Source organism: Helicobacter sp. 219-2, from assembly GCF_030053225.1.
GTDB lineage: Bacteria > Campylobacterota > Campylobacteria > Campylobacterales > Helicobacteraceae > Helicobacter > Helicobacter pylori_C.
Genome location: NZ_JASGBS010000001.1, coordinates 874,425 through 889,394 on the forward strand (window position 1 = coordinate 874,425; position 14,970 = coordinate 889,394).

A 14,970-nucleotide genomic window follows, 5' to 3' on the forward strand; every position below is an offset into this window, starting at 1 on the left:
AAGAAATAGTTTAAGGCGGTGATATAAAGGATCATAAAATAATAAATATTTTACAAAACCACCCTAATCTAACTCCAAATTTCAAAGAATACCCCACTTGCTGATACTAGCATGTGGTATAGCACAAACCAACGATTTGCTTGTTTATGCCAAACAAAGAACAGAAAACATCTGTTAAAGAATAAAGGAGTTCTCCATCTAAAAAACACAAATCTATTATATAAAAATAATCTTAAGAGAAACTTAAAAAATACCAACAAGCCGCATACAAGCAAGAAAAACATAACACTATAAGACCTGGATTTTATTTACCTTTTGGATATGGAAAAATCTTGATTCATAGTTTTGTAAAAATTGTGGTAAAATGTATCGATATTCTTTGAAATTTTAAGGTTACAAAAACTATAAGATGCTTGCAAAAATTGTTTTTAGCTCATTGGTTGCGTTTGGAGTTTTGTCGGCTAATGTGGAGCAGTTTGGTTCATTTTTCAACGAGATAAAAAAAGAACAAGAAGAAGTGGCTGCAAAAGAAGACGCTCTTAAGGCTCGCAAGAAGCTCTTAAACAATACGCATGATTTCTTAGAAGACTTGATTTTTAGAAAACAAAAAATCAAAGAGCTTATGGATCATAGAGCTAAAGTTCTTTCAGACTTAGAAAACAAATACAAAAAAGAAAAAGAGGCTTTAGAGAAAGAGACAAGAGGTAAAATCCTTACTGCTAAGTCAAAGGCTTATGGTGATTTGGAGCAAGCCCTAAAAGATAACCCTCTCTATAAGAAACTTCTCCCTAACCCTTATGCCTATGTTTTAAACCAAGAAACATTCACCAAAGAAGATAAGGAGCGTTTGAGTTATTACTACCCTCAAGTGAAAACGAGCAGTATTTTTAAAAAAACCACCGCTACCACTAAAGATAAGGCTCAGGCTTTGCTTCAAATGGGTGTGTTTTCTTTAGATGAAGAACAAAACAAAAAAGCGAGCCGATTAGCTTTATCTTACAAGCAAGCGATTGAAGAATATTCCAATAATGTTTCTAATTTATTGAGCAGAAAAGAATTGGATAATATAGATTATTACTTACAGCTTGAAAGAAACAAGTTTGACTCCAAAGCCAAAGATATTGCTCAAAAGGCTACTAACACGCTTATTTTTAACTCGGAACGCTTGGCGTTTAGCATGGCGATTGATAAGATTAATGAGAAATACTTAAGGGGCTATGAGGCTTTTTCTAACTTGTTGAAAAATGTCAAAGATGATGTGGAATTGAATACTCTGACTAAAAACTTTACCAATCAAAAATTGAGTTTCGCTCAAAAACAAAAATTGTGTTTGTTGGTTTTAGACAGCTTCAATTTTGATACCCAATCCAAAAAATCTATCTTAAAAAAGACTAATGAATACAATATTTTCGTAGATAGCGATCCTATGATGCATGACAAAACCACTATGCAAAAAGAACACTACAAGATATTTAATTTCTTCAAAACAGTGGTTTCTGCATACCGAAACAATGTTGCCAAGAATAATCCCTTTGAATAGGAAAGGAGACACTCTTGAAAAGTATCTTCAAAAAACTAGGTTCTGTCGCTCTTTATTCTTTAGTTATTTATGGGGGCTTAAACGCTATCAATACAGCATTATTGCCGAGTGAATACAAAGAATTAGTGGCTTTGGGCTTTAAAAAAATCAAAACATTCCATCAAAGACATGACGACGAAGAAATTACAAAAGAGGAAAAAGAATTCGCCACTAACGCTTTGAGAGAAAAATTACGAAATGATAGGGCGAGAGCAGAGCAAATTCAAAAGAATATTGAAGCGTTTGAAAAAAAGAACAACTCTTCTATTCAAAAAAAAGCGACTAAGCACAAAGGATTACAAGAATTAAACGAAATTAACGCTAACCCTTTGAATGACAACCCTAATAGCAATTCTTCCGCTGAAACCAAATCTAATAAAGATGATAACTTTGATGAGATGATTAATAAGGTGAATGGAGCTTTTGTGAAACCTGCTGCTCCGCTTGTGCCTAATGAGTGGAGAACACCTGAAATTGAAATCGTTATCAATGAGTGTATTATTTCAAGCAACGATTACGATGGGTTAAGAAAGTGTTTGATCAAAGGCATCAAGGATCAAAAAATTCTTGCCCCCTTATTAGAAAAAATTCAAGAAATAGAGACAGAAAATAACAAATTTTCTAGACAACACTTGAGTGGTTTAAAACTCGCTCTTAATAACAGCAACAATAGAACTTTTCTTATAGCTTCGTGCACTATTTGTGAGAAGAGAAAAAAAGAAATGGAGCAAGAAAATAACTACCAAGATACTACAAATGCAAGTGAGTTTGGCACTACTGATACAAAAGAAAATGAAGCAAAAGATGCAACATTCTCAAACAATCGCTCTAAATCTGAACTGCCCAATAGCGTCATTAATCAAATAGAACAAAGCATCGCTCATGGAAAAAAATAGCGATCCAAATTATTAGCTCAAAAAACAACTAGAGAAACAAATCCCAAAGGTTAGAAATCATAGTTTGTCGTCTCAGAAAAATCATTTAACAATGATCTTACTTGATTGCCTTTCTTGTAGGTATTGCCGCTTACTTTGTTCTAGGGATCTTTCTAATGCATCCAACTTCTCTAAATAATTTAAAAAGACCTTGTTGTGAGCTAACATAAGCTTTCTGATTCCTTTGATGAAATTTTTATTTTTTAGGCTTTCTACAAGCGTCTGTGAAGCAGTGATTAAGGAAGCTGTACCTCCAATGTTGCTCTGATATGCCTTTAGAGAAGTTTCTAAGTGCTCTCTTATATTTTGTTTTTCTTGCTCGATTTTCAGCTTCCCCTCACAATAAAGAACTAAAACTTTATCGGATATTCCGCATTGTTGCTCAGCAGTCTTTTGGTCTAAGGGATTGATTTTCATATAGGTTAATAAAAGTTCAGGGCTAGACATATAAGTCTTAAAAATCACATCTTCTGAGATGAAAAATAACTCATTCGCTTCAAAATTGGCTTTCAATAACGCTAAATCTCCTCTCAAAGCAATGGCCGCTTTTTTGATGTTTAGAGCATCTTCTTGACCTATTTTATTATTAGCACTAGGGCTAGTGGTTGAAAAAATCTCATCTAGGTTTTTGAGCACTTGTTGGTTGGTCTCTTGGTAGGTGTTATCAAGTTGCTTTAAGCCGCTTGTTATATCTTCTGCCATCAAAACAGACAAGAGCAAAAAAGAAGATATGGTATTTTTCACGAGTGTTTTCATTTGACAATAACTTTAGAGCTAGCAATGTTTCTTGCTGTCGTTTCTCTTTCTAATTTCAGTTGTTCTTCCCAAAGGTCGGCTTTTTTTTCAAGATTCTCTATATAGTTTAAATGATTTTCTGCGTTTAAGATAGCAACTTCTATGAGCGCGTTCAAATCTACTGATCCTTTTAAGGTTTTGATTTCTCCATTGATCCCATTCAAATAAGCGATATTTTGAAAATCTGCATCACTCAGTTTATTTTGAATAAGGGCTACAATCATTCTGTAATTCTGAATAACCTGTTCCATAAGGCATGCTGAAATTTTTAGCCCATCAAGATAGGGGCATTTTGTGGGTACTAGAGTAAATGTTTCAATGATTCCAAATGGTGCACCCATGCTTGAAAAAAAACTAAGAGCAGGCGCATAGATGGCGCTTTGAAACAAAGCCTGACCCGTTAGGGAATTATAATCAATAAGGGTCGCTTTTTGCATAGCCACTTTCAACCATGTTTCAAAACCTTTTAAGGTTTCTTCAAACGCCTTGATACCAATCGTATTGTAAGCGATGTATTGAGCGTTATCAGAAGAACTTCCTAGAGCTTGAGAAAGCATTTCCATTTGTGTTTTTAGGGTAACGCTCGGTTCAAAGCTGTTTTTTAACGCTTCTAAGAGAGCGTTTTGCTGGTTCATTTTGAGCTTGATTATTTCGTTATTTTTTTGGAGCGCGATTTGCATGTTTTGGATTTCTGTTTGGGTATTAATTTTTTGTTTTTCCACGATCATTTTGACATTCCCCCCCAATGCACTAAGCGCGCTTGAATACCCTTCCATGACGCCAAGCAAGATGTCTGAACCTGCAAAAAACCCCCCTGTCATGCTATTGACACCATTAATAACGCCATTAGCCCCTTTTAACATAGCGCTCATAGTTGCAAGCTGAGTTCTCAATTCTCCCTCTATTTGCGCTTGAATGGCCTTTTCTTTGGCATTAGATTGAGCCTCTATGGCTTTTAATTCGGCTTGAGCGGTTTTTTGTTTGGCTTGTGCGTCCGCCTGAATGGCTTTTAAGGCGGGTTCAAGCGTTATTACTACTTCTGCACCATTCAGAGACAAACCACAAAAAGTCAAGAAAGAAAATATGCTTAAAAAACATTTCACATCTTTTTCCTCACTTCACGATTATTTTAGTTTGCACCCTTTCTGTTAAGTAGCTATCTTTTTGCCCCTTAAGCTTGTCTTTGATGTAATCAAGGTAAGTCAAATGCGATTCTAAAAAAGATTTATTCGCTACTATATTGTAATTATATAGCGAACTTATGTTAGAAATCGCTTGAGTGTCATAGGTGCTAGTAGCTAATCCTGATTGATTAAGTATCATTTGAGAAGCGTTCTGCAACAAATTGGTATTGTTTTTCACAAATTCTATATAGTATTCTCTCAAAATTTCTGCTACTTTTTCAGCATAGCAATAAACGACAAGAACTTTGTCCCCAATAGGGCATGCAGGAGTGGTCATAGGATTAACGCCTGAAGTTAGGGCATTAGCGACTAACGCTTGGTATTTGGCATAAACAGTGGGCATAGAAACACTCATAGGAGTCATAGAAATTTGCATGCAACTAAAAAACACTTTTGATGAGCCAACAAGTGCACCTAAAGCGGTACAGCTATCAAGGGAATCGGCTGTATCATTCATTGAGCTGTTGCTTGCTTGAGAACGCAGTTGCTCTTGTAGAGCTAGGGCGTATTTTGGTGCTGCACTTGTAATATTGCCTAAGATACCGCTCATTATTTCAACCGTTGTTGGCACACTAGGAACAGCGATTTGATTCGTCGCATAAGCTTCAATAGCACTAGGATTTTTAGGGGTAGTGTTACTCGCTAAAATGCTTGCAATCTGACTATTAACAGCACTAATTTGCGCGCCTTGCGTGTTGCCTTGTGCGTTAAATTCCCCTGTTAATTTGCTGATATTTAAGATATTGTTCCCCACAGCCATGCTTTGATCGTTAAAACCTTGATACAATTGGTTGTATTGTTGGTTAGCGGCTTTCATAGGCATGCTTACGGCTTCAGCGATGCTTTGATTGTATTGGGTCATGATAGCGGTCATTTGCGGATTAGTAAATCCCACAACAATAGGAATAATCGCTGCTGACATAGCGCCCGCTACTATTCCTGCAAATGGCCCTGCAACACCACTTGTGCTTGAGATGATTGAGGAGATTTCCGATAAGAAGCCTGCGGAAGATGATTCATATATAGCTTGTGTGCCTGCCATGTTAATACCCCCCTAGTTAATACCCTAAGATCGGTGGTAAAAACGATGAATCTGAGTATGTTGGCGCATAGCCATACATGAAAGGGTTGTTTGGACCGTAATCGCCCATCATTTGGCTCATGAGAAGATTTTGAATGCCCCACATCGCATTGATACCTAGATTATCATTAGGTTGAAAACTCCCTAAACTTATGTCGTCAAATTTGATATTAACATTTTTATCATTATAGTCATTGAGTATGGCCACTTTTTGCTCTAGGGTTTCTTTAGGGATCTCTATTTTTAGCTGATCTCTAGAAACAAGCCCTACGCTATTTAGTGCCATATCTTCAGGACTAATATCTTTTATGTCAGTGTTTTGGTCAGCGTTAAGCGGAGCGTTAAACATGCCAATGATAAGACACCAAGCAAATAGTAATTTAATTTTATAAAAATTCGTTTTCATACTTTTAACTCCTTTATTCTTATTTTTAGCACTATTCTAGCACATTAACACCACTCAATCGTTATTTTTTGTTTTGATTTTTTTGATCGATCATTTTGTTTGTTACTTCATCAATGTTTTGAAAATATTTTTCAAAAAGCTCTTTCTTTTTAGCTTCAACGCTCATATCAATCTGAATCCAATTAGGAACAATGGAGTCCATGATCAAATGCGTGAAGTCATAGGCATGATTTGTTGGGTATATTTTGTTCTGAACATAGTATTCTAAAAAATTCGCTTGAACAAAAAAATTCTCTATATCGCTCTGCATATCCTCGCTTATGTTGTTATTGATAGGTTTTTCTAGTAATCTGAGAATCCTATACGACTGCATGATAGTTTCTAGCATGAAGTAAACATAAACATAAACTAATGAGACAAAAGAATTATTGGCTTTAAACGAGCTTGCGTCATTTTTCCCACTTTGAAGAGGAATTAATCTTGATAATGTTTTTTGGGGATCTTGCCCATCGTTTATTTCTTTAAAAAAGCGGAAGTCTAAATCCTGATTACTGAGAAATGACTTGACAAAGTGGAGATTAGCATTGAGACTATCTATGAGACCTGAATAAAGGTGCTCTGTTTTGACATCATCTATATTTAAAACATTCTCATAAAACACATTGACATGGTCTTCTAAGAAATTAGAAAAATCATAAAGAGTGGTAAGGTTTTGTTCAGTGATTTCGCCTTCCATTTCTTCTTCTATGAAGTCCAATTCTTCTCTCAGTTCAAAAAGGTAATTAGAAAAACTATCCAAAATTGTCAAGACATCATTTTCTAAAATTTTCAATAATTTTTGTTCACGCAAATTTTGTTTCATTTTAATACTCCTCTATTTGTTGATACATTTGCCTCAAGGCCTGATATTTATCTATGATACTATGGTTTTGGATAATCTTGTCAATTTCTTTGACAAATACAGTATCTGTGGATAAAATTTTCAAATATTCTTTAGGAATGCCTCTCAAATTAAAACTAGCGATAACGCTAGGGCTTCCATCTTGTTTGTAGAGAATTTTCCTATCTAACCCCTTAGTGATGATTTCAAATTCTTTTTCTGTAACATTGGCTAATCTTTGGTAATCAGAAAGATTGCCCCCATCGTTTCTCAGAAAAATCTTTGTAGGGCATTGTTCTCTAATAGTATCAGCAATAGGGCAAGCCAAAAGATCAGTGATGCTTTGAGTCGCAAGCCTGACAATAGCGTTTCTTTTCCTTGCAGTTTTTAGCATGTCTCTTACAAAATAAGCGACCTTTGGATCGCCTAAATATTTCCAAGCTTCATCAATATCTAAAACAAATCTACGCCCATCCATTGCCTCTTGAATACGAGCGAAAAGGTAAAAACAAATAAAGGGCGAAACATCATTATTGTCTAGGAAACTTGACCCATCAACGCCAATAATCGTTTTTGAAAAATCTAAGCGATCTGTTGCTTTATTATCAAAAAGCCATTGAAATTCACCATTGGTTGATTTGCAAAAAGGCGCTAATCGCGCAACAAGCCCATTAGGATCATTGTGGTCTTTTCCGAAAGCATTAATAAGTTGAGTGATGGGATAATCTAGGTTCATATTTCCTGTGATAAGGTTGGTTACTGCCGCTGCAAGCGTATTAGAATCAGCTAGGCTAAAAGAGATGCTGTTGCCATTTTCATCTTTTTCATCGCTTTTGGTTGCTAAGTTTTTCACAAGTTCTTTGACAACAGAAATAGCTGTTTGTTTTTGCTCCATTGTTACATTGGATTTTTGCACACAAGCCGCCCAAGCAAAAGGATTTAATCCTGTATCTGTCCCTAGCTCAATCTTGACATACTCCCCACCCATTGCGACAATATTCCCATAAGCGCCATAATCTTTATCCATATAGACCATAGTGAGCTTTTGTCTGTCTTTGCTGACATTAGCAGGAAAATTATAGGCAAATTGTCCCATAGCATTCAAGGTCATTGACATAAACACTGTCTTACCTGAACCGGTTGAGCCAAGTATCAAAGTGTGTCCTGCTGAGGCTGAACCAAAATCAGTGGGCATGTGGAAGTTCAGATAAAAAGGCGAATTGATCTCGCTTTTTAGCGTCATCACACTATTGCCCCAAGCGTTATTGTCTTGATTGCCGCTAAAACTCATCGCTCTCATAGCGATAAAGTCAGCAAAATTATTAGAAGTTACATCAAAAATAAAAGGAAGCGTGATAAAAGAGCAATGTTTGGCAAAAAAGTAATTTTCCATAGAGAAAGTCGCTGCGTTGGCTAAAAAACCTTTAGCATTAAGACTAGAGACGCATTCCTTGACGCTTTGTTTCATTTTTTCAAAGCTATCAGCAAACAGCACTAAAGAATTACCATAACTGCCTAGCGTAATATCACCATTACCCACTAATTCGCTCAAGCAACCTAAAGTCATGCCCTGCTCTTTAGAACCCCCACTAATAATAATCCTTCTAGAGGTGAAAGCTAGTTTGTCCTTTAAAACCTGTGAGTTTTTAGGCGAATAAGCATGCATAAAGATAAATTCGCTATCTAGAGCGTTGATCTTGTCAAACAAATCGCTCTGTGATTTGGGGGCGTATTCACTAATCTCAATAGCACTAAAATACTTTTCACTCAAATCGTCATTTAAGATTTTTCCATGCTTATTGGCAAAATAAACTTCTTTCACCCCACCATGCATTTTTTCCTTGAGATACAAGTCTTTTCTGTTGCAAATAAAAGGGGCTTCATTCATTCCCACAAGAAAATTGTAAAACTCGCATTGTTTGGAATAAACAACGCCATCTTTAGTGTATTCTTTTAATCTAGTGGGGTGGTATTTACTCAATAGCTCTTCTATGAGCTCTATTTTGTCCTTGAAGTTTTCAAGCTTGGCTCTAATAATCCTTTGAAACTCTTCAAAATTATTGTCTGCAAAATGCTTTTTATTCATAACGGGTTCATTGAGAGTGTCTAATAAATCTTGCTCTATGGTCAGAAAAAAACTAATATCATAAAAACTTTCTCTCTTTTGCTTCTCATTATAGGCTCGCATAAAATCATTAGAAAAAGCAAGACTATAGTCCCTATTGGTTTCATCAACAACGATTTTCTTTTTAACAGTGTGAAAATAAAATTTGAATTCAGGGGTAACAAAATTCCTAAAAACGCTATAAATAGAAGCGTGTAATTCTATGAGATCTTTTTTGGAAGTGGTTAAAAAATCAATGCCCCCCAATTTGATTGTGCCTAAAAGAGAATAGTTGTTAGTAAGGATCACCCCATCATCTAAAAAACATTCATAGTTATTCGCTAGATAGGAGTTTGCAGCACTCACAAGTCTGTCTTCTCTGTTTGGATTTAAGTGGATGTCATTAGCCATTTCTTTACTAGGCTTCATGGAAAAAATGCTCATGAATGCTTTGTTTTTCACGCCCTTAAACAAAAAAGGTTTTTTAAATTTCATCGCTCGCTCCATTCTTTGATAAAGCCTATAATCTTTCTTGAATCCAAGAGCTACAAGCACAATAACAATCGTTACAATCAAAACAGGTTCATAGGCTTGAAAAAGAATAACAGATAATACAATTGTTACAAACAATATAAATATAGAAGAATAAATAAAAGTTTCAGGGAAACCAAACAACCTATTCCCCCCATCAAACAAGACTTTAAAAAAGGGATTGACACCTTTTTGCATGTCTGCTTTAAGCTCTTCTATTTTTTGAAACTGCCGCTTTTGAACCTCTTGCTCTATGATTAGCTTTTTTTGTTCGTCAGCTTGCTTGCTTGCCACAAACACCCCTCTCTTTATAGATATACCGCTTCACATGTAATCGTATAAAAGATTTTTTTGAGAGACTCTATAGTGCTAATATGTTTCAAAAGATCATTAGGATCATAAGAATTAAATACGGCCAATAAAACATTATACAGCTTATCATCGCATAGGATTTCTCTTGTTTCTCCGTGCAATGATAGGAAGCAGCGTTGTTTGTTGGTCGTGCTGATGCTTTTGAAAGTGAAAAAGTCTTTCACTTCAGGATTGATCTGCAATTCCACATTCAATCCCATTTCTTTACCCTTTTCATCAAAGATTTTTTCAATAATTGGATCGTAATGCTTCAAATCCTTTATTTTTTTAAGGACTCTATTGACAATCACGAAGTCAAAAACTTCATCTTTGATAATATCGGGATTGACTTCTTTGAAAGTTACTTTCTTGTCTTTCAAATTTTTGATAGTCGCCTTGAAACTATCAAAATCTAAATTCGTATAAACAAGCCCACTAGGAGTGTTTTTTTCTTTTTCTTGTGCTTCTTTTTTGGCTTCTTTATCATCATTTGCCAACCCATACGAACTGAAAACAACGATACTTAAGAGAACTTTCAAAAAAAAGTCTCTTATTTTTTTATTACTATTATTGTTGATCAATTTAGCTAGCTCCTCCACCTTCGCCAATATTGAAGCCAAACTTAGTGCTCAAATAGATAATACCACCTGCCACCGCTAACATAGCTATGGGTTGCGCGTAAGCAAAAACAGTCGCCTGACCTCTTTTGATGTCATCAGAGATTTTCCAAATATCTGCTATGCCTTTGACCCCTAAAGCGCAACCACCTACGATCGCTAGAACAGAAATGATCTGAACAACCAAAGATCTAGTCTCAGTAACGCCTGTTGCAGGACTGTTGAACGCCATTAAAGGATTGGTTGTTACCACTAGCCCTAAAGTTACTACAACTTTCTTGTAGCTGTCAGTGATTCTTGTAAGAAATTTCATGCGTTTCCTTTCAAATTGAAATAATGGTGTGATTATACCAAAAAAAAATATTTTTACACTTTCACGCAAGCACCACTAGATTAACTGGTCTGTGTGTATCTTTATTTGATTCAAACAAAAACCGACACTTTTGTTTGACAATTGACCCAATTTAGAACAATAAACCTACTTGTCCCAACCATTTTTCTTTCTCAAGTCATTGTAGAATTGTAGATCTTTAGGATCTTTGATGTATTTTTTAATCGTCTCAGGTTGAAACCTAAAAACAAGCAAAAACAAACCCAAGCTGATCAGAGTGAGAATGAAGCTCCATTTTAAACAACTCCATAGACCACTAAAGAAACTTTTTTTGAGACTCTCTTTGAAAATCTGTCCTATTGATTTATTTTCCATGTGGATCACAAACACTTCTTGTTAAAATTTGTCTATTTTAGCAAGTTTTTGTCAATTGTGGGTAAAATGTGAATCGTTCCTAGCCTTTAAATGCTTACAACGACTGGAATTTTTCAATATTAACAATATTAATGAAAAAATGCCTAATATTGTGATATAATGAGATCGTTCAAAGACATAAACTGACCACTCAAGCGTGTAGCGATTTTTAGCAGTCTTTGATACCAAATTATAGTAAGGAGAAACAATGACTAACGAAACCATTGATCAAACACCAAATCAAACGGATTTTGTTCCGCAACGATTTATCAATAATCTTCAAGTAGCTTTTATCAAAGTTGATAACGCTGTCGCTTCATTTGATCCCGATCAAAAACCAATCGTTGATAAGAATGATAGGGATAACAGGCAAGCTTTTGAGAAAATCTCGCAACTAAGGGAAGAATACGCCAATAAAGCGATCAAAAATCCCACCAAAAAGAATCAGTATTTTTCAGACTTTATCAATAAGAGCAATGATTTGATCAACAAAGACAATCTCATTGCTGTAGATTCTTCCGTAGAGAGCTTTCGGAAATTTGGGGATCAGCGTTACCAAATTTTTACGAGTTGGGTGTCCCTTCAAAAAGATCCGTCTAAAATCAACACCCAACAAATCCGAAATTTTATGGAAAATATCATACAACCCCCTATCTCTGATGATAAGGAAAAAGCGGAGTTTTTGAGGTCTGCCAAACAATCTTTTGCAGGAATTATCATAGGGAATCAAATCCGATCGGATGAAAAATTCATGGGCGTGTTTGATGAATCTTTGAAAGCAAGGCAAGAAGCAGAAAAAAATGCAGAGCCTGCTGGTGGGGATTGGCTTGATATTTTTTTATCATTTGTGTTTAACAAAAAACAATCTTCCGATCTCAAAGAAACGCTCAATCAAGAGCCAAGGCCTGATTTTGAACAAAATTTAGCCACTACCACCACCGACATACAAGGCTTACCGCCTGAATCTAGGGATTTGCTTGATGAAAGGGGTAATTTTTCTAAATTCACTCTTGGTGATATGGAAATGTTAGATGTTGAGGGTGTCGCTGACATTGATCCTAATTACAAGTTCAACCAATTATTGATTCACAATAACGCTCTGTCTTCTGTGTTAATGGGGAGTCATAATGGCGTAGAACCTGAAAAAGTTTCATTATTGTATGGGGGCAATGGTGGTCCTGAAGCTAGGCATGATTGGAACGCCACCGTTGGTTATAAAAACCAACAAGGCAACAATGTGGCTACACTCATTAATGTGCATATGAAAAACGGCAGTGGGTTAGTCATAGCAGGTGGTGAGAAAGGGGTTAACAACCCTAGTTTTTATCTCTACAAAGAAGACCAGCTCACAGGCTTGAAACAAGCATTGAGTCAAAAAGAGATCCAAAACAAAGTGGATTTCATGGAATTTCTTGCAAAAAACAACGCTAGATTAGATAACTTGAGCGAGAAAGAGAAAGAAAAATTCCAAACTGAGATTGAAGATTTCCAAAAAAACCCTAAGGCTTATTTAGACGCCCTAGGGAATGATCACATTGCTTTTGTTTCTAAAAAAGACAAAAAACATTTAGCTTTAGTTACTGAGTTTGGTAATGGGGAATTGAGCTACACTCTCAAAGATTATGGGAAAAAACAAGATAAAGCTTTAGATAGGGAGACAAAAACCACTCTTCAAGGTAACCTAAAACATGATGGCGTGATGTTTGTTAATTATTCTAATTTCAAATACACCAACGCCTCCAAGAGTCCTGATAAGGGTGTGGGTGCTACGAATGGCGTTTCCCATTTGGAAGCAAATCTTAGCAAGGTAGCTGTCTTTAATTTGCCTAATTTAAATAATCTCGCTATCAATAGTTATATAAGGCCAAGACTTAGAAGATAAACTGTGGGCTAAAGGATTGTCCCCACAAGAAGCTAATAAGCTCATCAAAGACTTTTTGAACAGCAACAAAGAATTGGTTGAAAAAGCTTTAAACTTCAATAAAACTGTAGCTGAAGCTAAAAACACAGGCAATTATGACGAAGTGAAAAAAGCTCAGAAAGATTTTGAAAAATCTCTAAGGAAACGAGAGCATTTAGAGAAAGAAGTAGCGAAAAAATTGGAGAGAAAAAGCGATAACAAAAATAGAATGGAAGCAAAAGCTCAAGCTAACAGCCAAAAAGATAAGATTTTTGCAATTATCAATGAAGAGGCTGGTAAGGAAGCAAGAGTGGCCGCTTGCGTTCAGAATCTTAAAGGCATCAGAATGGAATTGTCTGATAAGCTTGAAAACATCAACAAGAATTTGAAAGACTTTGATAAATCTTTTGATGAATTCAAAAATGGCAAAAATAAGGATTTTAGCAAGACAGAAGAAACGCTAAAAGCCCTTAAAGACTCGGTGAAAGATTTAGGTATCAATCCAGAATGGATTTCAAAAGTTGAAAACCTTAATACAGCTTTGAATGAATTCAAAAATGGCAAGAATAAGGATTTCAGCAAGGTAATACAAGCAAAAAGCGACCTTGAAAATTCCATTAAAGATGTGATCATCAATCAAAAGATAACGGATAAAGTTGACAATCTCAATCAAGCTGTATCAATGGCTAAGGCAAAAGGCGATTTCAGTGGGGTAGAGCAAGCGCTAGCCGATCTCAAGAATTTCTCAAAAGGACAATTGGCTCAACAAGCTCAAAAAAATGAAGATTTCAATACTGGAAAAAATTCTGAACTATACCAATCCGTTAAGAATAGTGTGAATGGAATCCTAGTCGGTAATGGGTTATCTGGAATAGAGGCCACAGCTCTCGCCAAAAATTTTTCGGATATCAAGAAAGAATTGAATGAGAAATTTAAAAATTTCAACAACAATAACAATAATGGACTCAAAAATAGCATAGAACCCATTTATGCTAAAGTTAATAAAAAGAAAGCAGGACAAGCAGCTAGCCCTGAAGAGTCCATTTATACTCAAGTTGCTAAAAAGGTAAATGCAAAAATTGACCAACTCAATCAAGCAGCAAGTGGTTTCGGTAATGTAGGGCAAGCGGGATTCCCTTTGAAAAGGCATACTAAAGTTGATGATCTCAGTAAGGTAGGGCTTTCAGCTAACCATGAACCCATTTACGCTACGATTGATGATCTCGGCGGACCTTTCCCTTTGAAAAGGCATGATAAAGTTGATGATCTCAGTAAGGTAGGGCTTTCAAGGGAGCAAGAATTGAAACAAAAGATTGACAATCTCAATCAGGCGGTATCAGAAGCTAAAGCATGTCATTTTGACAACCTAGATCAAATGATAGACAAGCTCAAAGATTCTACAAAAAAGAATGTTATGAATCTATATGTTGAAAGTGCAAAAAAAGTGCCTACTGGTTTGCAAGCGAAATTGGACAATTACGCTACTAACAGCCACACACGCATTAATAGCAATGTCAAAAATGGAGCAATCAATGAAAAAGCGACTGGTATGCTAACGCAAAAAAACCCTGAGTGGCTCAAGCTCGTGAATGATAAGATAGTTGCGCATAATGTGGGAAGCGCTCCTTTGTCAGCGTATGATAAAATTGGATTCAACCAAAAGAATATGAAAAATTATTCTGATTCGTTCAAGTTTTCCAACAGGTTGAGCAATGCCGTAAAAGACATTAAGTCTGGCTTTGTGCAATTTTTAACCAATACATTTTCTATGGGATCTTACAACTTGATGAAAGCAAGTGTGGAACATGGAGTCAAAAATACTAATACAAAAGGTGGTTTCCAGAAATCTTAAAAGATTAAGG

The 14,970-nt window shown here is 35.8% G+C and carries 12 protein-coding genes and 1 pseudogene; 4 read left to right on the forward strand and 9 right to left on the reverse strand.

The genetic code is table 11. The features are described 5' to 3' along the window. Nucleotides 1-409: 409 nt before the first annotated feature. Both cagM and cagN read left to right on the forward strand, forming a co-directional pair. The gene (cagM, locus tag P6280_RS04340; protein ID WP_000879895.1) at nucleotides 410-1,540 is read left to right on the forward strand and encodes a type IV secretion system apparatus protein CagM; all 1,131 of its coding nucleotides are present in this window, start codon (nucleotides 410-412) and stop codon (nucleotides 1,538-1,540) included. Nucleotides 1,541-1,554: 14 nt separating this feature from the next. Beyond that, nucleotides 1,555-2,475, forward strand: a complete 921-nt coding sequence (gene cagN, locus P6280_RS04345; RefSeq protein ID WP_283237092.1) for a cag pathogenicity island type IV secretion system protein CagN — start codon at nucleotides 1,555-1,557, stop codon at nucleotides 2,473-2,475. Between the two features lie 81 nt (nucleotides 2,476-2,556). Here the strand turns inward: cagN and cagL are convergent, their stop codons facing one another. Genes cagL through P6280_RS04360 form a run of 3 tightly spaced genes read right to left on the reverse strand, consistent with a single transcriptional unit; the run spans nucleotide 2,557 to nucleotide 5,367 of the window. After that, the gene (gene cagL / locus P6280_RS04350; RefSeq protein WP_180598464.1) at nucleotides 2,557-3,270 is read right to left on the reverse strand and encodes a cag pathogenicity island VirB5 family T4SS-associated adhesin CagL; all 714 of its coding nucleotides are present in this window, start codon (nucleotides 3,268-3,270) and stop codon (nucleotides 2,557-2,559) included. Beyond that, nucleotides 3,267-4,412, reverse strand: coding sequence for a cag pathogenicity island type IV secretion system translocation protein CagI (gene cagI, locus P6280_RS04355; protein ID WP_000649556.1), 1,146 nt, complete (start codon nucleotides 4,410-4,412; stop codon nucleotides 3,267-3,269). The genes cagL and cagI overlap by 4 nt, the downstream gene beginning before the upstream one ends. Before the next feature lie 10 nt (nucleotides 4,413-4,422). Further along, nucleotides 4,423-5,367: a sodium:calcium antiporter gene (locus P6280_RS04360; protein ID WP_283237093.1), complete on the reverse strand. Its 945-nt coding sequence runs from the start codon at nucleotides 5,365-5,367 to the stop codon at nucleotides 4,423-4,425. Between P6280_RS04360 and P6280_RS04365 the strand changes: the two genes are divergently transcribed. Next, on the forward strand, nucleotides 5,354-5,551 hold the full coding sequence (locus P6280_RS04365; protein WP_000562351.1) for a hypothetical protein: 198 nt from the start codon (nucleotides 5,354-5,356) through the stop codon (nucleotides 5,549-5,551). The two genes, P6280_RS04360 and P6280_RS04365, sit on opposite strands and share 14 nt — an antisense overlap. Here the strand turns inward: P6280_RS04365 and cagG are convergent, their stop codons facing one another. From cagG to cagB, 6 genes are all read right to left on the reverse strand, one after another. Further along, nucleotides 5,552-5,980: a cag pathogenicity island type IV secretion system translocation protein CagG gene (cagG, locus tag P6280_RS04370; RefSeq protein ID WP_000855883.1), complete on the reverse strand. Its 429-nt coding sequence runs from the start codon at nucleotides 5,978-5,980 to the stop codon at nucleotides 5,552-5,554. It abuts the gene before it with no gap. Nucleotides 5,981-6,041: 61 nt separating this feature from the next. Beyond that, nucleotides 6,042-6,842 (reverse strand): type IV secretion system chaperone CagF, encoded by an 801-nt coding sequence (gene cagF, locus P6280_RS04375; protein WP_180515234.1) that lies wholly within the window; start codon nucleotides 6,840-6,842, stop codon nucleotides 6,042-6,044. A gap of 1 nt (nucleotide 6,843) precedes the next feature. Continuing rightward, the gene (gene cagE / locus P6280_RS04380) at nucleotides 6,844-9,795 is read right to left on the reverse strand and encodes a cag pathogenicity island type IV secretion system ATPase CagE (RefSeq protein WP_283237094.1); all 2,952 of its coding nucleotides are present in this window, start codon (nucleotides 9,793-9,795) and stop codon (nucleotides 6,844-6,846) included. 8 nt (nucleotides 9,796-9,803) lie between these two features. Then, entirely contained in the window at nucleotides 9,804-10,427 is a 624-nt protein-coding gene (cagD, locus tag P6280_RS04385) for a cag pathogenicity island type IV secretion system protein CagD (protein ID WP_212852373.1), read from the reverse strand. Nucleotide 10,428: 1 nt separating this feature from the next. Continuing rightward, nucleotides 10,429-10,776 carry a CagC family type IV secretion system protein gene (locus P6280_RS04390; RefSeq protein WP_180389137.1) on the reverse strand — a complete coding sequence of 116 codons (348 nt, stop codon included), beginning with the start codon at nucleotides 10,774-10,776 and terminating at the stop codon, nucleotides 10,429-10,431. 165 nt (nucleotides 10,777-10,941) lie between these two features. After that, the gene (gene cagB / locus P6280_RS04395; RefSeq protein WP_000428894.1) at nucleotides 10,942-11,169 is read right to left on the reverse strand and encodes a cag pathogenicity island protein B; all 228 of its coding nucleotides are present in this window, start codon (nucleotides 11,167-11,169) and stop codon (nucleotides 10,942-10,944) included. Between the two features lie 247 nt (nucleotides 11,170-11,416). On the opposite strand from cagB, the pseudogene cagA reads away from it, so the two are divergent. Next, nucleotides 11,417-14,960: pseudogene (gene cagA / locus P6280_RS04400) on the forward strand (type IV secretion system oncogenic effector CagA). Nucleotides 14,961-14,970: the final 10 nt, after the last annotated feature.